We start from the raw sequence: 20,372 nt of genomic DNA on the forward strand, positions 1-20,372 counted from the left end.
TCGGGCGGATGTTTTTTATTTGGACGCTAACAGATCAGCAAACGCTTTTGCATACTGCGGAAGGTCGGGCGGGCGGCGGCTTGATACAATGTGGCCGTCAGTTACGACAGCTTCATCCAGCCACTGTGCCCCTGCATTTGTCATGTCGTCTTTGATGCCGGGCGTGCTCGTTACTTTTTTTCCTGCGAGAATTCCGGCAGATATGAGCACCCAGCCCGCATGGCAGATCTGGCCGATCGGCTTTTTCTGCTCGTTCATCGTACGGATGATCTCCAAAACTTCGGGATATCTTCGCAGTTTGTCAGGAGCCCAGCCGCCAGGCACGAGCACGGCATCATACTCCTGAATAATCAGGCTCTTAAAATCGTAATCCGCCGTCGCGGGCACGCCGTATTTTCCTTTGTATGGACGGCCCGCTTCTTCTCCTATTAAATGAACGATCGCGCCTTCCTCTCTCAGCCGGTAGACGGGATACCAAAGCTCTAGGTCTTCAAAATCGTCACTGACAAGCGCTATGACTTTTTTGCCTTCTAATCTCATCACTGCCACTCCCTTCTTTTATATTAGTGTATCGCTTTTTTCAGATGAGGAAAAGAAACAGCTCGCTACAGCTGTTCTTCGTCTTCAGACTGAATCGTAAATTTCCGTGTGACCTGTTGCAGTTCTTCAGCCATATGCGCAAGCGTTTCGGCGGATGAACTGATTTCTTCCATGGAGGCCAGCTGCTCTTCAGCTGAGGCGGCGATGTCTTGAATGCCGGCGGACCCTTCTTTGGCGACTGAGGTAATGTCCTCCACCGCGTTTGTCACATTTTGCGACCCGGCTGCAAGCTTCTCAAGCGTTCCGTTCCGTTCATATGCTGCAAGGCGCCTGAAATCTGAGTCGTCATTTCTGAGATTTTTTTGAAGCTTTCGGCCGTTTGATCCGTAATATCGAGGCCTTCCTTCACATCTTGATTCACCGCTTGGAATACGGAAAGCGATGTGGCGATTTCTTTGACGATTTCCTGAATCAGCGTTTCGATTTCCTTCGCGGAGCCGGCTGATTGTACGGCAAGCTTTCTCACTTCTTCCGCAACGACGGAGAAGCCCCGCCCGTATTCGCCGGCTCTGGCCGCTTCAATGGCAGCGTTTAAGGCAAGCAGATTTGTTTGATCGGCAATGCCGTTAATGACGTTGAGAATGCTCTTAATGTCGTGCGACTTCGTTTCCAGCCCTTTTACAACCGCTTCCGCCTGCTGTACGGAACGATCAATTGTTTTCATCTGGCCGACCGTTTTCGCCACTAATTCTTCTCCGCTCCCGGCCGTTTCAGAGGTTTGGATGGCGGATTCAGTGATTTCCGCCGATACATTCGCCGTCTCGGCAATGCCCGCATTCATTTGGGAAAGGTGATCAGCACTTTCTTCCAATTTCTCGCTTTGTGATTCGTTTCCGTTTGAGAATTGTTCAATCGCCAGTGTAATATGCTCTGTCGCCTTGCTTGTCTGTCCGGCGGATGCCGTCAGCTCTTCGGATGAAGAAGCGACATGTTCGACGGATGATTGGATGACGCCGATGACAGACCGGAGTGATGCTGACATCTCATTGAAGCTTTGGCTGAGCTGTCCGAATTCATTTTTCGACTTGATGTCAATGACTTCCGTTAAATCGCCGTCACTGATTTTAGCTGATGTCGAAACAAGTTTTTTGAGCGGTTTTGCAATCGAGCGAATGATAAAAAAGATTAAAACCCCGCCGACGATAAGAGAAACCGCCAGGATGATCAGCGCCATTTTCATGACAGGCGAGGCTGCGTCATGGATCTCACTGACAAAAAATGTACCGGCGATTTTCCAGCCCGTCAGTTTGTTTGTCGTGAAGGCCATTTTCTTCTGCTGTCCTTCAAACATGTATTCAAACGATCCGCTTGATTTGGAAAACACTTCTTTCGTCCACTCTCCGGAGCCTTCCGTTCCCGCTTTTATAGTCGGATGGGCGATGTATTTTTTATCTCCCGTTGTAATGAAGGCAAATCCTTTATGACCGATCTGGACGCGTTCGGAAGCGTTCAGCAGGTCGCCCAGATTAATATCAAGCGCCACAACGCCTGATCCGTCTTTTGTCTGCTGGGCAATCGTAACGACCGTCTGTCCGGTTGCAGCGTCTTTATAAGGCTCGGTAAACACCGGCTGTCCGCTTTTTTCAACCGCTTTTGTATACCACTCGCGCGTGAGCGGATTATAATCGGACGGCATATCAGCGGACGGATATTTCACGAACGCTTTGTCGCGAGACGCGGCGTAAATTGACGCGACATCGTCATTTACGGTGACATACTGCTTCATATTGTCGAGCAGTACCGATTTATTTTTTGTGTTCAGTTTTTCCTTAGTGATTGATTCGCTGTAGTAGTCAATCGCTTTGAGCTTGCCTTCGAGCATGTTTTCCAGCACGCTGTTCAGTTCGCTGACATTTCCCTGGGCGCTGTGGGTCAGTTCGCTTTCTAGTGAATTCCCCGCCGTTTGGTAGCTGAAGTAGGCGAGTATGCCGACCGGGAGCACCAATACGGCTAAAAATGCCGCGATCAGCGGCTTGCTGATGGATGGCTGTTTGATCCAATGTATCAGTTGTTTCATTTTTTCAGTCTCCTTCTTTGAAAAGCTAAATCTAATATCGTCAGATAGGACAAAAGATTTATTAAAAAAACTAAAAAAAACACCCAAACAGCACATTTGGGTGTTCTATGACCTATTAATCTATTTTAAATCGTTTCGTCATATCACGTAATTCTTCCGCCATTTGGGATAACGTTTCCGAAGACGAACTGATTTCTTCCATTGAAGCCAGCTGTTCTTCGGCGGAGGCCGCAATATCCTGAATGCTGGCGGAGCTTTCTTTTGCGATGGACGCGATTTGCTCAGAAGCTCCTGAAATCTGCTGAGATCCTGCTGTCAGCTGTTCTACCGTCGCATTCATATTTTGAATTTCTCCGGCGATCTGGTTCGTCATTTCAGAAATCCGTTTGAAGCTCGTTTCGGTCTGATTCGTAATATCCAGTCCGCTCTCCACCTCTTTGTTGACGGATTGGAACATGCCGAGAGATGTATTGATTTCGTTGACGATTTCTATAATTAAGCTTTCGATTTCTTTCGCTGAATCGGCAGACTGGACCGCAAGTTTTCTGACCTCTTCGGCGACGACTGAGAAGCCCCGGCCGTATTCACCCGCACGCGCGGCTTCAATTGCCGCGTTCAGCGCAAGAAGGTTTGTCTGATCAGCGATTCCGTTAATGACACGGAGAATGTTTGTAATGTCTTTTGATTTTGTTTCAAGTCCGCGCACCACTTGTTCAGCTTCTTTCACTGACCGGTCAATGACGTTCATTTGGCCGACCGTCTGGTGGACGAGCTTTCCGCCTGAATTGGCGACTTCCGCTGATGTGGCAGAGGATTCGGTAATGACGGCAGATGCTTTCGCCATATCTTCAAGCCCGCTGTTCATTTGGTAAATATGTTCCGCCGCGCTTTCAATATTTTCACTTTGGCTTTCATTTCCGTTAGAAAATTGTTCGATCGCCAATGTGATATGTTCGGTTGCCTTGCTTGTCTGCTCCGCTGAAGCCGTCAGCTCCTCTGAGGAAGATGCGACGTTATTCACGGAATCCTGGATGGCATGGATGAGAGACCTGAGCGAAGCGGCCATATTGTTAAAGCTTTTGCCAAGCTCGCCTAATTCATCTTTTGACTGGATCTCGATCGTTTCTGTTAAATCGCCTTCACTGATCTGTTTCGATGATGTCACAAGCTGCTTGAGCGGTTTTGTGATTGAACGGATAATCAGCACCATGACGATGGTTCCGATCACAATCGCTAATACGAGAACGAGCAGGGACAGATGAAGGATCGGCAGGGCCGCTTCATGAATTTCGTCCAGATACATCGTTCCGGTAATCTTCCAGCCTGTCAGCTTGTTCGTATCATAAACCATTTTCTTTTCCTGGCCGTCGTATTTGTATTGAAAATCACCTTTTTTGCTGGTGAACATCCGTTCGGCCCACTCCCCGTTTAATACTGTGCCTGATGTGCGGTTCGGGTGGGCGACCACTTTTTTGTCTTTCGTCAGGATAAAAGCGTAGCCGGATTTTCCGATGTTCACTTTCTTTGTCGTTTTCAGAAGCTCATCGATTTTCATATTGATGGCGACGACTCCTGAGCCGTCTTTCGTCTGCTGAACGACCGTCACGACCATCGTATTGGTGGAAGCCGTGCGGTAAGGATCTGTTACAACAACTTTCCCCTTATTTTCCACGGCCTTTTTATACCAGTCTCTTTCAATCGGATTATATCCTTTAGGCATCTGCAGATCCGGATACCGTGTGAAATGTCCTTCCGTGTCACTCGTAAAAATGGATTCCACGTCTTTATTGATCTTCATGTACTCTGTGAATTTATCGGTAATTTGCGATTGGTTTTTCGGCTTGTACCGATCCTTTGTGAGCCAATCGCTGAAATATGCCGTTCCGTCTTCCTTTTGGCTGATGCTTGTGTTGATCATATCGTTAATCTGCTGCACATTATCTAATGCGCTTCCCATCATCTGCCTGTCAAGCGTGCTTACCGCCGATTGATAGGCGATAAAAGCCAGCGTTGAAATAGGAAGAATGAGAATGGCCAAAAAAGAAATGAGCAGTTTTCTTGTAAGCGATCTCTGCTTGATGATTTGCACAATTTTTTTCATCTGCTATATCTCCTCTTGCGTGTTTACCCTTCATATCGGCAATTATGGGTAATTATACACATCCAAAAAGAAGAAATATAACGAAACATACTTTTTACCTATTGTTAATTAGCCTTTTAGACTCAATTAAGAGTTTATCTTAAAACGCTTTGTCAGTTCGCGTAATTCTTCCGCCATTTTTTCCAGCGTGACGGCGGAGGAACTGATTTCCTCCATGGACGCAAGCTGCTCTTCAGCTGAAGCCGCGATGTCCTGAATGCCGGCCGCGCTTTGTCTGGAGACGGCCGCGATATCCTCTGAAGCGTTTGATACTTCCTGAGATCCGGCAGAAAGCTGTTCCACGGTTGCATTCATATTTTGCAGTTCACCGGCAATCTGATTTGTTTTAACGGAAATGTCCCGGAAGCTTTTTTCCGTTTCGTCCGTTAACTGAAGTCCGCTTTTCACCTCGTGATTGACGGATTCCAGCATTCCGAGCGAAGTATGAATTTCTTTGACGATTTCATGAATTAAGGATTCGATTTCTTTCGCTGAATCGGCGGATTGGACGGCAAGCTTTCTCACTTCTTCGGCAACGACTGAAAAACCGCGTCCGTATTCTCCCGCTCTTGCCGCTTCAATGGCTGCATTTAAAGCAAGGAGATTCGTTTGATCGGCAATGCCGTTAATGACGCGCAAAATGCTGTTGATGTCCTGCGATTTGAGTTCAAGCCCTTGTACGACTTGCTCCGCTTTGCTTACGGATTGGTCAATGGCGCCCATCTGGCCGGCTGTTTTCTTGACAAGCCGCTCACCGGCGCCGGATATCTCCGCCGATTCAATTGAAGTTTCCGTCACCACGGCTGCCGCTTCCGCCAGATCGCTGAGCCCGTCTTTCATCTCATTCACTTGGGCGGTCGCTTTATCAATACTCTCACTTTGGTCTTCCGTTCCATTAGAAAACTGTTCAATCGCAAGGGTGATATGTTCCGTTGCTTTGCTCGTCTGCTCAGCCGAAGCCGTCAGCTCCTCTGAGGAAGAAGCGACATGTTCAACAGAGTCCTGAATTCCTTGAATAAGCGAACGGAGTGAATCTGTCATATGATTAAAACTTTTACCGAGCACGCCGAGCTCATCTTGAGAGCTGACATCAATGGTTTCCGTCAGATCTCCGCTGCTGATTTTTTCCGCTGAAGCTACGAGATGTTTTAACGGTTTGGTAATTGAGCGGATGACAAAATAAATGAAAATCATCCCTGCGGCAATGGCTATCGCCAATATGATAACGGCCAGAGTCAGAACCGGTCTTGCCGCATCTTTGATTTCATCCACGGACATGGTTCCGCTGATCTTCCAGCCCGTCGCTTCATTGGTCACGTACGCCATTTTTTTCGCTTTCCCATTCAGCGTATATTCATAGACGCCTTTTTGCCCGCTGTATAATGTATCAACCCATTTTCCCGATACCGCCGAGCCGGCTTTTTCATCACTGTAGGCAACGGCTTTTTTATTTTTGCTGAGGATAAAGGCGTATCCTTCTTTTCCGATGTTCACTTCTTTTGTCATCGTGATGAGATCGTCGATTTTTATATCAATGGCGACGACGCCTGATCCGTCTTGCGCCGCGCGGGCCATAGTGACGACCATCTTTTTGTTTGAGATGGACTCATAAGGGTCTGTGATGATGGTTTGGCCTTTATTCTCCATGGCTTCCTGATACCAGCTTCTTTCAAGCGGATTGAAATCGGCCGGCATATCGGCATGCGGATAACGGGTAAACGTTCCTTCCTTGCTGCTTGAAAATACGGCGGACGCTTTATCATTGCTTTCAATAAACTGCTTGAACCTTTCTTGCATTTCCGTTTGGTTTTTTTCTTTAAATTTAGCGCTTGTCGCCCATTCGCTGAAATATGCTGAGCTTTTTGTAAACATTCCGATCCGGTCATCAATCATATTGTTTAAGATTTGCACATTTCCTTCGGCGCTTTCCATCATTTGCTTTTCAACGGATGAAGCCGCCGAACGGTAGGCGCCGGCAGCCAATACTGCTACCGGAATGAGTAAGATCAGTAAAAATGAAATGATCAGTTTTTTGGCTATTGATTTTCTGGCGATTTTTTTGCTGTTTTTTTCAATTTTGTAAACCTCTTTCAATCATTTACTGTTTATATCGGCCGACTCCCTTTTTATTACATTGAAAATGAAGTCATAAATGAAAAATAGTTCTATGTACTCCCTTTGTATGCAAGACTTTTTATTTAATTATCCGGCTGTCACTATAAAAAAGGACGCCTTCCATCCGGAAAGCGTCCTTTTTTACTAGTTGATTTTAAATTGTTTCGTTAATTCCCGCAGTTCTTCGGCCATTTGCGCCAAAGTATCGGCTGATGTGCTGATTTCTTCCATTGATGCAAGCTGTTCTTCTGCGGATGCGGCAATATCCTGAATGCTTGCTGCGCTTTCCCTAGATACGTCCGCAATATCCGTCACCGCGGCTGAAACGTGCTGGGAGCTGTCTGACAGCTGTTCAACCGTACCGTTCATCGATTGAAGCTTCTCGGCGATATCGTTTGTCATGCCGAAGATATTCTGGAAGCTTTCTTTCGTGCGGTCCGTTACGGCAAGTCCTGATTGAACTTCTTCATTAACGGAGGTGAACATGTGAAGCGATGTATTAATCTCAGCCGTGATTTCCTGAATGAGTTTTTCAATCTCTTTGGCAGAACCGGCGGATTGGACGGCAAGCTTGCGCACTTCTTCGGCTACCACTGAGAAGCCCCGCCCGTATTCACCGGCTCTTGCCGCTTCAATGGCTGCATTTAACGCAAGCAGGTTTGTCTGATCGGCAATGCCGTTGATGACTCTTAAAATATGAGTGATGTCTTTTGATTTGGCCTCAAGGCCTTTTACAACCGCTTCCGCCTGCTGGACCGATTGATTGATGAGATTCATCTGCCCGACTGTTTGCTGCACATATTCTTCCCCGGTGCCGGCAGCTTCCTTCGATTGTTTAGATGCTTCCGTAATGGATGATGATGTGCGGGAAACGGCGGCGAGTCCGTCATTTATATGATTCAGCTTGGCTGAGCTTGAATCGACTTTTTCGCTTTGCTCTTCGTTTCCGTTTGAAAACTGCTCAATCGCCATTGTAATATGTTCCGTCGCTTTGCTTGTCTGCGAAGCTGAAGCGGTCAGCTCTTCCGATGACGCGGCCACGTTGTCGACAGAGTTTTGGATCGCGCTGATCAGTCCGCGCAGAGATTCTCCCATTTCATTAAAGCTCGCGCCGAGTTCGCCCAATTCATCTTTCGAGCGGATATCAATGGTTTCGGTCAAGTCTCCGCCGCTGATTTGTTTAGAAGAGCGGACAAGCCGTTTCAGCGGTGACGTAATGGATCTGACAATCAACAGAATTAAAATTCCCCCGATGATAATGGATGCTGCAAGGACGATCATTCCCATCGTCAGCACCGGTTGTGAGGCGTCTTTAATTTCGTTGAGCTCCATGCTCCCCTCTATTTTCCATCCGGTCAGTTTATTTGTCGTAAACGCCATTTTTTTATTTTGATCATCGAGCTTGTATGAAATAATGCCGCTGTCTTTGCTGTATACCTCATTCAGCCACGGGGTTGAAACTTTATCGCCCGGTTTGTGGTCTTTATGCGCGACATAGGTTTTATTTTTGGACGTGATAAACACGAAGCCTTTTTGCCCGATTTTGATTCCCTGCATCTGCTTCAGCAGCTGGTCAATCGTAATATCCATGGCCACTACGCCTGTTCCGTCCTGCATCTGCTTTGCCACGGTGACGACCATCCTGCCGTCGCTTGCCGCAGTGTAAGGGTCGGTGACAACGAGCGTGCCGCCGGCCTTCACAGCGTCTTTATACCAAGTGCGTGTTCTCGGATCGTAATCGGCCGGAGTATTCTCCTTCGGCGCCTGTGCGTAGCTGCCGTCTTCCGTTCCTCCGTAAATACGGGCTACGTCTTTATGAATAGACGTGTATTGCCCGAACTTTTCTTCAAGAGCAGACATGTTTTTCTTTGAGAAGGATGATCCTTTTAACGTTTCACTGAAAAATTCAATCGCCTTTGCTTTTGCGCCGATATCATTTGTAATCGTTGTGTTAAAAGATTCAATGTTATTTTTCGCGTTGCCTGAAATCTGATCATCCAGCGAATTGCTCGCCGTATGGTATGAACTGAATTCTAACACGAGAATCGGTATGATTAAAATCACGATAAATGAAATGATTAATTTACGTGAAATCGATGCCTTTGTGCACCAATTAATGAATTTTTTCATATTAAGCTGCTCCCTCAAGTGTGATACCTTATATATCGGCTCAGTCTTCACATTTTGTTAACATTTCCTCCTTTTTTATGACTTGATTTTCATTGCCCAAGCTTCCTGCATATCTTATAAAAAAAGAGAAGGGGGCGCGCAGATGATTATCATATCCGGCCAAGTGCTTCGGCCTCAGGACATCGCGAACTGGCAGACGGAAGAAAGCCTTGTTCCGTATATAAATGAACTGCTCAATTCTCCCGTACAATTCGATTACGGGTCGATTGCTGAACTGATGTTCGAGGTGCGGCTGCGCCGCCATATTGTGGAAGCCGCAAGAGAACTGCACGGATCAGGTGTGAAATTTGCAACTTTCGCCAAAACATACGGAAATACGGCTTATTGGAGAGTGACGCCGGAAGGAGCCTTGGAGCTGAAGTACAGAATCCCCGCTTCAAAAGCGATTCGGGACATTATTGAAAACGGGGCGTTTTACGCATTTGAATGCGCTACCGCCATTGTTGTGATTTATTATCTGGCCGTCTTAAAGACAATCGGTGAAGAACGGTTTAACCGGCGTTTCCGGGATATCACTTTGTATGACTGGCACTATGAGCATCTGCCGATCTACACGGAAACCGGCAGCCACTTTTTACGGGGAGATTGTTTATATTTTAAAAATCCTGATTTTAATCCTGCAAAGGCTCAGTGGCGGGGAGAGAATGTCATTGTGATGGGGAATGATCAATATTTCGCCCACGGTCTCGGGATTCTGACCGCTGAACAAATCATCCAGAGATTGAATTCTTTAAGAAAAAAAAATGCCGTGCAGCCGGCTTATCTGCTTAACCAGGCAACAAGGCTTGATGCACCCGCGCTTTACCAGATCATGCATTAAAACAATCCCATCGTCTGTCATTGTGACGATGGGATGCGGAATGCTTTTCTTTTCCGGTAAAAAGCCGTCGTGCCGAGCGCTTGGTTTGCAGCCCATTCAAACTTCTCTAAATCATGTCGGGTGACGGCTCTGTCCAGTCAGCTCCATTTAATGGCGCGGACAAAGTAATACCCTTTAATCGGCGCCATGGTGACTTTGGAATGCGGAAAATCTTCAAAGACAAACTCAATAGTCCCTCTTTTTTTGTAGGACATTTGAAGAATCTTCATCATCCATCACCTCACGATTTCTGAATTATGATTCGCACAATCTGTCCAAAACGGTTTTCACGTCTGTCGGCCCTTCAAGTTTCGCGGCGGACTGGCCGGCCCATAAAGACATATACTCCGCGTCTCCTGATTGAGCCGCGTGCCCGCGCATCGGCTTTGTCAGCGTATTATGCAGCGGATAAGGCAGCGTATTTCCCTCGTCAGCCTCATATGTTTTCATGAACTGATTCACGATTCCCCGCGCCTGTTTTCCCGAAAACAGGGTGGTCAGCCGCGTGTCGGCTCCTTTTGATTCGGCAATGGCTTTTTGATATGCCGGTGAGGCGCTGCTTTCTTCACAAAGGAGAAACGGTGTTCCTACTTGAACGCCGTCCGCACCCAAACATCGGGCCGCCTGCACGCCGCGGCGGTCAAAAATGCCGCCTGCCGCAATGACCGGGATATTCAGCGCGTCTTTAGTCTGCGGAATCAGTGCCATAAGACCGAGAGCCGGTTCTCCTTTAACCGGCAGAAACGACCCGCGATGTCCGCCGGCTTCTATTCCCTGAAGGATAACGGCGTCCATCCCCCGTTCTTCAAAGGCCTTCGCTTCCTCCGGCGTTGTCGCCGTGCCGAAAAGGAAACATCCGCTTTTCTTCAGCTTTTCCGCCGTTTCTTCCGGCGGCAGGCCGAAGGTGAATGAACACGCTTTGACTCCGTAACGGATCAGAAGCTCCGCTTTTTCCTCGAAATCATTCCATTCTTCTTTCAGATCAGAGAACGGCTTGGCGTCTTTTGCCCTCGGGATGCGGGCTTTCCATTTTTCAACCAGTTCCGCCTCAGGCATCTGCCTTTCTTCCGGGACGAAAAGATTTACTTGAAAGGAGCGGTCCGTCAGGTCTTTCATCTCGATAAGCTGTTTTTCAAGCGCTTGCGGGCTGACGTATCCTGAAGCGAGGCTTCCGAGCGCCCCTTCATTTGATACCGCCGAAGCCAGACGCGGCGTGACCAGCCCGCCGGCCATCGGCGCCTGAATGACGGGCTTTGTTAATGATAATGCACTCATCCACTCACTCATTTGTGTTTTCCTCCGTTTCAGCCTGTATTTTGATATAACAGGTTCTGTTTCGCGGACCGTCAAATTCGCAAAAATAAACGCCCTGCCATGTTCCGAGTATCAGGCGCCCGTCTTCTATGATGACATGCTGGGAGGCGCCGGTTGTACTCGCTTTCATATGTGCCGCCGTATTTCCCTCCATATGCCGGTCCAGTTCGTGTTCCCACGGATACATTTCATCAAACCTTCTGAGCATATCCCTCTTCACATCCGGATCGGCATTTTCATTTATGGTAATGCCGGCGGTTGTATGGGGACAGTATATGAGCGCCAAACCGTTTTTTACGCCTGTTTTGCGGAGAAACGCTACAGCTTCATGTGTGATGTCGATCATTTCATCCCGTCTGTTTGTTTGAATCTGCAATTTTTTCAGCATATGAATGCCTCCTTTCTTTTTCTCTTCCTTTCCCATATTCGTTTCTGTATTTGTCTTTTCCTGTCGGATCGCGATGATAAACGCAGATCACAAAAAACTTCAGCCTCGGGACTGAAGTTTTTCACCATATATATACGCGGGCCTCATAAGGCTTTAAAAGAAAGGACGTCACATGGCGGTGCGCTTCTGTTTCCGCGTTTGCAAGCACGAGAGAATCGGAGTCAAGCGGATAACCGGGATGCCTGTATAAAGCGGGGGTTCGGGACAGATTTGTGATGATCAGGGCGGTTTTTGTTCCGTTTTTTCTTAGATAGGCATAAATCTGCCGGTCATTCGGAAGCAGCAATTCATATGTGCCGCTGATCAATACACCGTGTTCTTTTCTGAGGGCGAGCAGCCGTTTGTAGAAATGGTATACGGATGTTTCATCCTGCATTTGTGATGCAGCATTCAGCCATGTGTGGTTCGGATTCACTCCGAGCCACGGAGAAGCATCAGAAAACCCGCCGTTCGCCTCACCGCTCCATTGCATCGGTGTCCGTGAATTATCCCGGCCCTTCTTCCAGATGATCTTCATCACTTTTTCATGCGGAACGCCGCGGGACGTCTCTTTTTCATACAGATATTTCATTGCGGCGTCATCATAATCTTCAATGGATGGAAACGAAACATTGGTCATTCCGAGCTCCTGCCCCTGGTAAATAAACGGCGTGCCTTTCATCAGCATATACATCGCGGCGAGTGCCTTGGCGCTTTCTGTCAAAAACCGTTCGTCACCCCATACCGAGACGGAACGGGGCTGATCGTGGTTCTCCATAAACAACGCGTTCCAACCCTTTCCTTCAAGACTGTTCTGCCAGCCGGACAAGACGCGCTTAAGCGCCGGAATGGAAATGCTTTGATCATCTTCCGTATCCCAGAGGCCGAGATGTTCAAATTGAAAAATCATTTGAAAGACGCCGTTTTCTTCACCGGCCCAATCAGCCGCCTCCCAAGCCGCCACTCCGTTCGCCTCGCCGACCGTCATGATCGGATAGCGCGAAAATGTTTCCCGTTTCAGCTCTTTCAAGAGATCCATTATGCCTTCCCCATTCATATGATACGGGAAAGACGGGACGTATGGGAGACCGTCCGGATTCGGCATGTCAGGGAGCCCTTCTTTTTTCTTAATGTGAGAAATGGCATCCACCCGGAAGCCGTCTATGCCTTTATCAAGCCACCAGCGGACCATCTCATAAACGGACTGCCTCATCGCTTCGTTTTCCCAATTTAAATCAGGCTGTTTTTTGTCAAACAGGTGCAGGTAATACTGGCCGGTCTCTTGATCATATTCCCACGCCGATCCGCCGAAAATGCTTTCCCAATTGTTCGGCTCTTTGCCGTTTTTTCCGTCTCTCCAGATGTACCAGTCCCGTTTTTCGGAATCTTTCGCTGAGCGTGATTCGATAAACCAAGGGTGCTCATCGCTTGTATGGTTGATGACGAGGTCTATAATCAGCTTCATGCCGAGTGCATGGACATCCGCAAGGAGCCGGTCAAAATCCTCCATCGTCCCGAATTCGCCGGCAATTTGTTTATAATTCCGAATATCGTAGCCGTTGTCCGCGCCCGGCGAGTCAAAAACGGGACAAAGCCAGATCACATCCGCCCCCAACTCTTTTATGTAATGAAGCTTTGCTCTGATGCCGTTAATGTCGCCGATTCCGTCCCCGTTCGAATCCATAAAACTTCGGAGATAAATTTGATAGACGGCCGCCGTTTTCCACCAATCCGTTTTCATACCGACACTCCTTTCTTTACATCATATGAAGGAGCGGGACGAAGAAGCATTTTTCCCATAAAAAAAAGCCTCATTGCAAAAGCAGGAGGCTCAGAAATCAGTTTTTTTAATTTCAACGAAGCGGATATGATGGTCTTCCGCTTCCAGCACCTTAAATTCACACCCTTCGGCATGAAACACATCACCATTTTTCAGCTCCATTTTTTGTGTTAAGAGCCAGCCGGCAATCGTGTCAATGTCTTCATTTTCGATGGCGATATCAAGAAGATCATTCACCTCTTCTATGAGCGCCTTGCCGTCCATCACATAGTGGTGTTCGCCTTTTTTGACGATGTGGGGCATTTCATCCTGGTCATATTCATCACGGATTTCCCCGACGATTTCCTCCAATATGTCTTCGACGGTCACAAGCCCCGCCGTGCCGCCGTATTCGTCAACGAGAATCGCCATATGAATCCGCTCCTTCTGCATACGGATCAAAAGCTCCTGAACGGGGATGCTTTCAATGACTCTGATGACCGGACGCATAATTTCTTTTAATTCAATGGAGCGGCCGAGAAAATACGCTTTAAATAAATCCTTATTGTTAATAATGCCGAGAATGTGATCTTTGTCTTCCTTAATAACCGGATATCGCGTATACCGTTCGTTGATGATCAAATGTATGGCTTCATCAACTGACTGTTCAAGCGAGATGGCGGCGATTTCGGTGCGCGGCACCATGATTTCTCTGGCGACCCGGTTATCGAATTCAAATATTTTATTGACGTAACGGAATTCGGATTGATTGATTTGACCTTTTTTATAGCTTTCGGACAAAATCAGCCGCAATTCCTCTTCACTGACCACGACCTCATGTTCTTTCACCGAATGAAAACCGAACAGCTTGACCAAAAATCCGGCTGAGCCGTTTAACAGCTTAATAAACGGATACATCACTTTATAAAACAGAATGAGCGGTTTCGCCGTCCACAGACTGACGGCTTCGGCTTTTTGAATGGATATCGTTTTCGGCGCAAGCTCTCCGATGACGACGTGCAGATACGTGACGGCGATAAACGCCGCAATAAACGTGACGACGTGCGTAATAGATGACGGCATTCCGATCAAGCTGAAAACAGGATGAAGAAGCCGCTGAATCGTCGGTTCACCGAGCCAGCCGAGTCCGAGCGCCGTAATCGTAATGCCGAGCTGGCACGCTGATAAATATTCATCGAGATTTGAAATCACCCTGTGCGCCGCGAGCGCCCGGCTGTCTCCGGTTTCAACCAGCTCCGCGATTTTTGAACCGCGGATTTTGACAATCGCAAATTCCGCAGCGACAAAGATGGCCGTTAATCCGATTAACAGCATAATGAGAATCAGTTTTAATATAAGCAAAAAAACCCCTACCGCAAACGGTAAGGGGCCACCTCCTTCGTGTTAATTCTCATCACGACCATTTAAGAAAATCATCACAAAACGAAGCAGCTCGAATAATGAAACGAGCGCCGCAGCCACATACGTCAGCGCGGCGGCGTTCAGCACTTTATTCACGCCGTGTTCTTCACTGTTGCGAATGAATCCTTCCGACACGATAATCCGCTTCGCCCTCGCGCTGGCATTAAACTCGACAGGCAGTGTGACAAGCTGGAAAAAAACAGCGGCCGAAAACAAAATAATGCCGAGTCCGATTAAGTTCAAGCTGCCCAGGAGCATCCCGCCCAAGAAAAGCAGAGGGGCAACCCCGGAGGCAAAATTGACGACCGGAAAAATTTTGTGCCTCAGCACAAGCGCGCCGTATGATTCCTGATGCTGCAAAGCATGTCCGACTTCATGGGAAGCGACGGAAATGGCGGAAATGGAGCGGCCGTAATATACCGGCTCAGATAAACGCACCACCCGCTCCGTCGGGTCGTAATGGTCTGTTAAAGTGCCTCTTACCGGTTCTACCGGCACATCATATAAACCGTTAATATCAAGAATCCGTCTTGCCGTTTCCGCCCCCGTCCGCTGACTGGAAGCTTCTACGTCTGAGTATTTCTGAAAATTGCTTTTCACTTTAAATTGTGCCCAAAACGACAATCCCAATGCAGCAATTGTTAAAAAGATAAACAGCATATTATCCTCTTCCTTTTTCTCTTATATCGTACGATCTGCTTATATATTATTTTAATGATTGTCCGCTTTCCTGTACAGAAATCCGCTTCTTTTTTCTGACAGGAATCAATCCTCCGAGCATGATGAGGATACACCCGGCCATTCCGATGTAAAACGGAAACGTGCCTGCGGTCTCTTTTGCAAAAACAAGCCATGAAAATCCGCCGGACATATGATTGTGTCCATTCAAATCAAAAATAAGCAATACGGCCGCCGAAGCGAGCAGCTGCGCTCCGGCCAGCGCCGCCAGCAGTTTTTGAATGACTGTCATTCGACTCACCCTTTTTCGGTCCGCTTTCTTTATCATATGAAAAAATAAGGGTGAATATGTTTTCGTCGATTTTTGAAAGACATCAAACGAACTGGGACATACTGTATAAAAAAAGATACAGGTGTGATCGACATGAAAGTGACAAATGGCGAGAAAGAACAGCTGAGCAATGCGATAGACAGAATGAACGAGGGGCTTGACGCCTTTATCCAGCTCTATAATGAATCGGAAAACGACGAGCCTCTCATTCAGTTTGAAGATGAGACGGCCGATTTAATCAGACATGCGCGTGACTCATACGGCCAGGAACAGCTGGATGAAAAACTAAACACCATTATTAAGCAGATTTTATCCATCTCTCTGTCGAAAGAAGAGCCGGACGAATGAAATCAAACCGTATTTTTATTTCCTGGCTGAGATGGCCGTTATATGTTCGGATCGGACTGATCATTATCGCCTTGATCTTATTGTTCGGCCAACTCATTTACATGCTTGAACCGAAGCAATTCACGTCTGTGTTTGAAGGGGTTTGGTGGGCGGTTATTACGGTGGCCACGGTCGGCTACGGCGATTACGTTCCCCAGACGCCGCTCGGGCAGATTGCCGGCATGGTGCTTGTATTAAGCGGAGCGAGTTTTGTGACCGCCTATTTCGCCACGCTTTCTTCAGCCGTATTCAGCAAACAGCACCGCTATGTCGAAGGGAAGGTCGCCTTTAAAGGCAAAGGGCACGTCATTCTTATCGGATGGAATGAGAAATCGCATATGCTGCTGAAAGAACTGCAGCACATCGCGCCGTCAAAAACTGTCGTCCTGATTGATGATTCATTAAGGGAAGGGCCGCTTATTGAAAACGTCCATTTCATCCGCGGACATGCCGCTGATGACAGTACGCTCAATAAGGCGAATGTTACGGAAGCCGATACCGTCATTCTGACAGCGGATCAGCAGAAAAATGAATCCGAAGCTGATATGCTGTCGGTATTAACGCTTCTCGCCATCAAAGGGCTGCATCCGTCCGTTTATTGTATCGTGGAAATTTTAACGGAACGGTATGTCAAAAACGCCGAGCGCGCAGGAGCTAATAAGATTCTGTGCACATCACGGCTGTCGAGCCGGGTGATGTTTGAGCATTACCGGGTCAAGCTGCAGCTTGCCAAACCGCAAACGCTGTCAGATCTGACGCTGGAGAAAAAGGTTCGCATCATTCCCGTTCCCGGGGAATTAAAGGGCTCATCCTATCATGACTGTGCGCTCTATTATCTCAAACGGAATACCACGATCATCGGCATACAAAAAGAAGAGGGGCCGATGCTGACCCCTCCCCTGTCATACAAGGTGCTCGATACTGATCTGTTTTTGGCTCTTTAATGCAGCAGGACGTCTTCCAGCTCTTTCACAAGCGAGATGCCGATATCTGTATATGAGCGGTCAATTGCCGCATCCCGCCGTTTCGGCTCGGAGAATTGGTTGAATAATGACTCAAAAACACCGCCGCCTGCGTGATCATCCGTTTCCTGCTGATAGACGTGCCTCAGCAAAAAGGGTGTGCCGATTGTAACGGCGGCCCCCCGTTCATCCAGGTGTCCCTTATTTGCTTCAACAGGGATGCGGAGAAATAAATAGCCGTCCTGATCGGAAATTTTGTAATCAAAGAACCCGCGGTCATACTCCCAGCCGCCTCCGATGGTATAACCGATCGGTTTCAGCACCTGTTCCAATTCGCGGAGTAAAAACGATTGCCCTTCAAGTGAAGATGGAATGCTGATCATGTGCATATGCTCCTTTTTGTCTTTAGCGTCCCCGCTCTGCGGCATCTTCATACGGCGCCCGGGAAGAATCGGGAGCGGCAGACAGACGCCGGAAAGAGATAACGGCGCATTCAATCAGAACATACGTCACAATTGCGGAGAGAACGGCTTCCGTTGAAATATAGAAAACGGCGGCATAGAGACAGCACTTCGTGATCAGCGACTGCATCCGGCCAATCTTCAGTTTCAGCCGGACCATGTCCGTAAACAAGCCGAGAGGGAAAGCGAAAAACAGGATGGTTTGTAAGAGGGATTCAGGAGACAGTTTTAGTGCCGAATAGACAATAACGGCGGAACAGACGGAAATGACGGCATGCTTACATAAGAGTCGTATCATTCATCAACACACCTTTCACGGTTTAAAAAAGGCTGACCCGTCATGCTGAGGGCCAGCCCTTCTTTTTATTTTTCAAGGCGTTTTTCAAGCTCTGCTTTTTTCTCTTCAAAGCCCGGTTTGCCGAGAAGCGCGAACATATTCACCTTATAGGCTTCAACACCCGGCTGATCAAACGGGTTGACTCCGAGCAGATAACCGCTCATCGCCACCGCTTTTTCAAAGAAATAGACGAGATATCCAAATGTATATGCATTAAGCTCCGGAATGTTGACAATTAAGTTCGGCACTTTTCCGTCTGTATGGGCAAGCATCGTGCCTTCGAACGCTTTTTTGTTGACGAAATCGACCGTTTTTCCGGCTAAGTAATTTAAGCCGTCGAGATCATTTTCCGCTTCTTCAATTGTCAGCTCATGCTTCGGTTTTTCAACGTTTAATACAGTTTCAAACAGATCGCGTCTGCCTTCCTGCACGTATTGACCGAGAGAGTGAAGGTCTGTTGAGAAGTTAGCGGAAGAAGGATAGATGCCTTTTTCATCTTTTCCTTCACTTTCGCCGAAGAGCTGCTTCCACCATTCCGCAAAGTATTGCAGCGCAGGCTCATAGTTGATAAGCATTTCAATGGTTCTTCCTTTATTATACAGAACGTTGCGGACGACGGCGTATTGGTAAGCCGCGTTCTCTTCTAATTCCGAGCTGGAAAAGTCTTTGCTTGCATCAAGAGCGCCTTTCATCATTTCATCGATATCAGCCCCGCTTACCGCAATCGGCAGAAGGCCTACCGCAGTCAGAACGGAGAAACGTCCGCCGACATCATCAGGAATAACGAATGATTCGAAGCCTTCTTCATTAGAAAGCGTTTTTAAAGCGCCGCGCTCTTTATCTGTCGTCGCGTAAATCCGCGCTTTCGCTTCTTCTTTTCCGTATTTTTCTTCAAGAAGTTTGCGGAAAATCCGGAAAGCGATTGCAGGTTCCGTCGTCGTGCCTGATTTAGAAATGACATTGATAGAGAAATCAGCGTCTTCTAAAAGATCCATAACATCTTTCATATAAGTTGAGCTGATATTGTTGCCGATAAAGATAACTTGAGGGTTTTTGCGCTTGTCTTTCGGCAGAACATTATAGAAAGAATGATTGAGCGCTTCAATCGCCGCGCGGGCGCCTAAGTATGAACCGCCGATACCCACGACGAGAAGCACGTCTGAATCTGATTTGATTTTTTCAGCGCTTTTTTTAATGCGCGCGAATTCTTCTTTATCGTAGTTTTCAGGGAGGTCCACCCATCCTAAAAAGTCGCTTCCGGCGCCTGTTTTTTCATGGATATTATGGTGTGCCGTTTTTACGAAATCACGTGCGTATGTAAGTTCATGTTCATTGAAAAAAGGTAACGCTCTTGAGTAATCAAAGCGTACATGCGTCATTTGCTTGTCCCTCCATCACGGTGAATTGTTTTCTCTTTCACTTTATATGAACTCACCCGCTAAATCAAGTCATGAAGAAGGCCGGATGAATACGGGATTTGCGCTAAAGATGCGTTCATTTTTTATACAATATCCCGGATTCGATATGGTTATATTTGTAATAATCGTGAGAGGGGTAACGAATCGAATGTTGATGATCCAGGAACGTATCACCTTTACTTTGGAGCAGGATGACATCCATCGCCAATCCCGATGGGCCGGTTCTTTTTATATAGTACTCCTCTTGAGAGGCTGCCGCGCAGTCATATTAAGGCATAAATGTCCATTTTTAAAAATAGTGTCTATATTTGGGGTATCGTGTTAAGATGAAAGTGATTTTAAACCGGGAGGTGATTTTATGACTAAAACCATTGGTCTTATTTGCGGAAGTTTACGAAAAAACTCGTATAATCGAGCAATTGCTCAATCATTGTTTGACTTCGATAATGCGGCTCAATTTCGTTGGGTTGAAATAGACAATCTTCCTTTTTTTAACGAAGATTTAGAAATTGCCGGAGCACCAGACTCCGTAACATCCTTTAGAGCTGATATACAAGACGTTGACGGCGTCATCATTGTAAGTCCAGAGTACAATTCCGGAATTCCGGGGGTATTAAAAAACGCATTGGACTGGGCATCGAGACCGCGGACCTCTTCTGTTTTAAACAGAAAACCGGTTGGCTTAATCGGCGCAACCCCCGGAGGGTTCGGTACTGCCTTTGGTCAAACGCAAATGAGAGAAGTACTCGAAGCTATGCAAGTCAATGTTTTGCCATTTCAAAAAATGCTGATTTCGCAAGTCCATGAGAAAATTGATTCCGCTCAAAACATACTTACGGATGAACAAACAAAACGTTATCTTCAACGCTATTTACAACAGTTCATCCATTGGATTGATCATGCTCCGGTTCCCGTTCCAGATTAATTGAAGGATCATCACCCTCACGAAAAGTCA

The 20,372-nt window shown here is 47.2% G+C and carries 17 protein-coding genes and 2 pseudogenes; 4 read left to right on the forward strand and 15 right to left on the reverse strand.

The window, feature by feature from the left end; genetic code table 11:
• Positions 1-15: 15 nt before the first annotated feature.
• From NYE38_RS15280 to NYE38_RS15300, 5 genes and pseudogenes are all read right to left on the reverse strand, one after another.
• Positions 16-540 carry a type 1 glutamine amidotransferase domain-containing protein gene (locus NYE38_RS15280; protein ID WP_025650346.1) on the reverse strand — a complete coding sequence of 175 codons (525 nt, stop codon included), beginning with the start codon at positions 538-540 and terminating at the stop codon, positions 16-18.
• Positions 541-605: 65 nt separating this feature from the next.
• Positions 606-2,617: pseudogene (locus NYE38_RS15285) on the reverse strand (methyl-accepting chemotaxis protein).
• Positions 2,618-2,732: 115 nt separating this feature from the next.
• On the reverse strand, positions 2,733-4,718 hold the full coding sequence (locus tag NYE38_RS15290) for a methyl-accepting chemotaxis protein (RefSeq protein ID WP_285001844.1): 1,986 nt from the start codon (positions 4,716-4,718) through the stop codon (positions 2,733-2,735).
• A gap of 126 nt (positions 4,719-4,844) precedes the next feature.
• Positions 4,845-6,833 (reverse strand): methyl-accepting chemotaxis protein, encoded by a 1,989-nt coding sequence (locus NYE38_RS15295; RefSeq protein WP_285001847.1) that lies wholly within the window; start codon positions 6,831-6,833, stop codon positions 4,845-4,847.
• Between the two features lie 183 nt (positions 6,834-7,016).
• Entirely contained in the window at positions 7,017-9,002 is a 1,986-nt protein-coding gene (locus NYE38_RS15300) for a methyl-accepting chemotaxis protein (protein ID WP_022553693.1), read from the reverse strand.
• Positions 9,003-9,144: 142 nt separating this feature from the next.
• On the opposite strand from NYE38_RS15300, the gene NYE38_RS15305 reads away from it, so the two are divergent.
• The gene (locus NYE38_RS15305; RefSeq protein WP_007408635.1) at positions 9,145-9,882 is read left to right on the forward strand and encodes a protein-glutamine gamma-glutamyltransferase; all 738 of its coding nucleotides are present in this window, start codon (positions 9,145-9,147) and stop codon (positions 9,880-9,882) included.
• Positions 9,883-9,899: 17 nt separating this feature from the next.
• Here the strand turns inward: NYE38_RS15305 and NYE38_RS15310 are convergent.
• The 7 genes and pseudogenes from NYE38_RS15310 to NYE38_RS15340 all read right to left on the reverse strand — a co-directional run bounded on the left by NYE38_RS15310 (position 9,900) and on the right by NYE38_RS15340 (position 15,813).
• Positions 9,900-10,151: pseudogene (locus NYE38_RS15310) on the reverse strand (hypothetical protein).
• A gap of 25 nt (positions 10,152-10,176) precedes the next feature.
• Complete coding sequence (locus NYE38_RS15315; protein WP_159354524.1) at positions 10,177-11,208, reverse strand: nitronate monooxygenase; 1,032 nt, start codon at positions 11,206-11,208, stop codon at positions 10,177-10,179.
• Positions 11,201-11,623 carry a secondary thiamine-phosphate synthase enzyme YjbQ gene (locus NYE38_RS15320; protein WP_014418738.1) on the reverse strand — a complete coding sequence of 141 codons (423 nt, stop codon included), beginning with the start codon at positions 11,621-11,623 and terminating at the stop codon, positions 11,201-11,203. Before NYE38_RS15320 ends, NYE38_RS15315 begins: the two co-directional genes overlap by 8 nt.
• A gap of 121 nt (positions 11,624-11,744) precedes the next feature.
• Positions 11,745-13,403 carry an alpha-glucosidase gene (locus NYE38_RS15325; protein WP_224988888.1) on the reverse strand — a complete coding sequence of 553 codons (1,659 nt, stop codon included), beginning with the start codon at positions 13,401-13,403 and terminating at the stop codon, positions 11,745-11,747.
• Positions 13,404-13,493: 90 nt separating this feature from the next.
• The gene (locus NYE38_RS15330) at positions 13,494-14,783 is read right to left on the reverse strand and encodes a hemolysin family protein (RefSeq protein ID WP_007408640.1); all 1,290 of its coding nucleotides are present in this window, start codon (positions 14,781-14,783) and stop codon (positions 13,494-13,496) included.
• Positions 14,784-14,825: 42 nt separating this feature from the next.
• Complete coding sequence (locus NYE38_RS15335; protein ID WP_003152125.1) at positions 14,826-15,503, reverse strand: zinc metallopeptidase; 678 nt, start codon at positions 15,501-15,503, stop codon at positions 14,826-14,828.
• A gap of 46 nt (positions 15,504-15,549) precedes the next feature.
• Positions 15,550-15,813 carry a hypothetical protein gene (locus NYE38_RS15340; protein ID WP_014418740.1) on the reverse strand — a complete coding sequence of 88 codons (264 nt, stop codon included), beginning with the start codon at positions 15,811-15,813 and terminating at the stop codon, positions 15,550-15,552.
• Between the two features lie 132 nt (positions 15,814-15,945).
• Between NYE38_RS15340 and NYE38_RS15345 the strand changes: the two genes are divergently transcribed.
• Entirely contained in the window at positions 15,946-16,200 is a 255-nt protein-coding gene (locus tag NYE38_RS15345) for a protein mistic (protein WP_003152123.1), read from the forward strand.
• Entirely contained in the window at positions 16,197-17,183 is a 987-nt protein-coding gene (locus tag NYE38_RS15350; RefSeq protein WP_014418741.1) for a potassium channel family protein, read from the forward strand. The genes NYE38_RS15345 and NYE38_RS15350 overlap by 4 nt, the downstream gene beginning before the upstream one ends.
• Here NYE38_RS15350 and NYE38_RS15355 read toward each other — a convergent pair.
• The 3 genes from NYE38_RS15355 to NYE38_RS15365 all read right to left on the reverse strand — a co-directional run bounded on the left by NYE38_RS15355 (position 17,180) and on the right by NYE38_RS15365 (position 19,378).
• Positions 17,180-17,584, reverse strand: a complete 405-nt coding sequence (locus NYE38_RS15355; protein ID WP_015418088.1) for a YugN-like family protein — start codon at positions 17,582-17,584, stop codon at positions 17,180-17,182. The two genes, NYE38_RS15350 and NYE38_RS15355, sit on opposite strands and share 4 nt — an antisense overlap.
• A gap of 22 nt (positions 17,585-17,606) precedes the next feature.
• Positions 17,607-17,960 carry a hypothetical protein gene (locus NYE38_RS15360; RefSeq protein WP_025650352.1) on the reverse strand — a complete coding sequence of 118 codons (354 nt, stop codon included), beginning with the start codon at positions 17,958-17,960 and terminating at the stop codon, positions 17,607-17,609.
• Positions 17,961-18,025: 65 nt separating this feature from the next.
• Positions 18,026-19,378 carry a glucose-6-phosphate isomerase gene (locus NYE38_RS15365; RefSeq protein ID WP_007408647.1) on the reverse strand — a complete coding sequence of 451 codons (1,353 nt, stop codon included), beginning with the start codon at positions 19,376-19,378 and terminating at the stop codon, positions 18,026-18,028.
• Between the two features lie 397 nt (positions 19,379-19,775).
• On the opposite strand from NYE38_RS15365, the gene NYE38_RS15370 reads away from it, so the two are divergent.
• Positions 19,776-20,342 carry an NADPH-dependent FMN reductase gene (locus NYE38_RS15370; RefSeq protein WP_017419407.1) on the forward strand — a complete coding sequence of 189 codons (567 nt, stop codon included), beginning with the start codon at positions 19,776-19,778 and terminating at the stop codon, positions 20,340-20,342.
• The last annotated feature ends 30 nt before the right edge of the window (positions 20,343-20,372 follow it).

This window comes from Bacillus sp. EU63 (genome assembly GCF_038592915.1).
GTDB classification, from domain to species: Bacteria; Bacillota; Bacilli; order Bacillales; family Bacillaceae; genus Bacillus; species Bacillus velezensis.

Bases quoted from the DNA above. Each gene is read 5' to 3' on its own strand.
- NYE38_RS15365 (WP_007408647.1), bottom strand. From the start codon at position 19,378: ATGACGCATGTACGCTTTGATTACTCAAGAGCGTTACCTTTTTTCAAT.
- NYE38_RS15300 (WP_022553693.1), bottom strand. From the start codon at position 9,002: ATGAAAAAATTCATTAATTGGTGCACAAAGGCATCGATTTCACGTAAA.
- NYE38_RS15325 (WP_224988888.1), bottom strand. From the start codon at position 13,403: ATGAAAACGGATTGGTGGAAAACGGCGGCCGTCTATCAAATTTATCTC.
- NYE38_RS15320 (WP_014418738.1), bottom strand. From the start codon at position 11,623: ATGCTGAAAAAATTGCAGATTCAAACAAACAGACGGGATGAAATGATC.
- NYE38_RS15280 (WP_025650346.1), bottom strand. From the start codon at position 540: ATGAGATTAGAAGGCAAAAAAGTCATAGCGCTTGTCAGTGACGATTTT.
- NYE38_RS15340 (WP_014418740.1), bottom strand. From the start codon at position 15,813: ATGACAGTCATTCAAAAACTGCTGGCGGCGCTGGCCGGAGCGCAGCTG.
- NYE38_RS15290 (WP_285001844.1), bottom strand. From the start codon at position 4,718: ATGAAAAAAATTGTGCAAATCATCAAGCAGAGATCGCTTACAAGAAAA.
- NYE38_RS15305 (WP_007408635.1), top strand. From the start codon at position 9,145: ATGATTATCATATCCGGCCAAGTGCTTCGGCCTCAGGACATCGCGAAC.
- NYE38_RS15350 (WP_014418741.1), top strand. From the start codon at position 16,197: ATGAAATCAAACCGTATTTTTATTTCCTGGCTGAGATGGCCGTTATAT.
- NYE38_RS15355 (WP_015418088.1), bottom strand. From the start codon at position 17,584: ATGATCAGCATTCCATCTTCACTTGAAGGGCAATCGTTTTTACTCCGC.
- NYE38_RS15345 (WP_003152123.1), top strand. From the start codon at position 15,946: ATGAAAGTGACAAATGGCGAGAAAGAACAGCTGAGCAATGCGATAGAC.
- NYE38_RS15370 (WP_017419407.1), top strand. From the start codon at position 19,776: ATGACTAAAACCATTGGTCTTATTTGCGGAAGTTTACGAAAAAACTCG.
- NYE38_RS15315 (WP_159354524.1), bottom strand. From the start codon at position 11,208: ATGAGTGAGTGGATGAGTGCATTATCATTAACAAAGCCCGTCATTCAG.
- NYE38_RS15335 (WP_003152125.1), bottom strand. From the start codon at position 15,503: ATGCTGTTTATCTTTTTAACAATTGCTGCATTGGGATTGTCGTTTTGG.
- NYE38_RS15360 (WP_025650352.1), bottom strand. From the start codon at position 17,960: ATGATACGACTCTTATGTAAGCATGCCGTCATTTCCGTCTGTTCCGCC.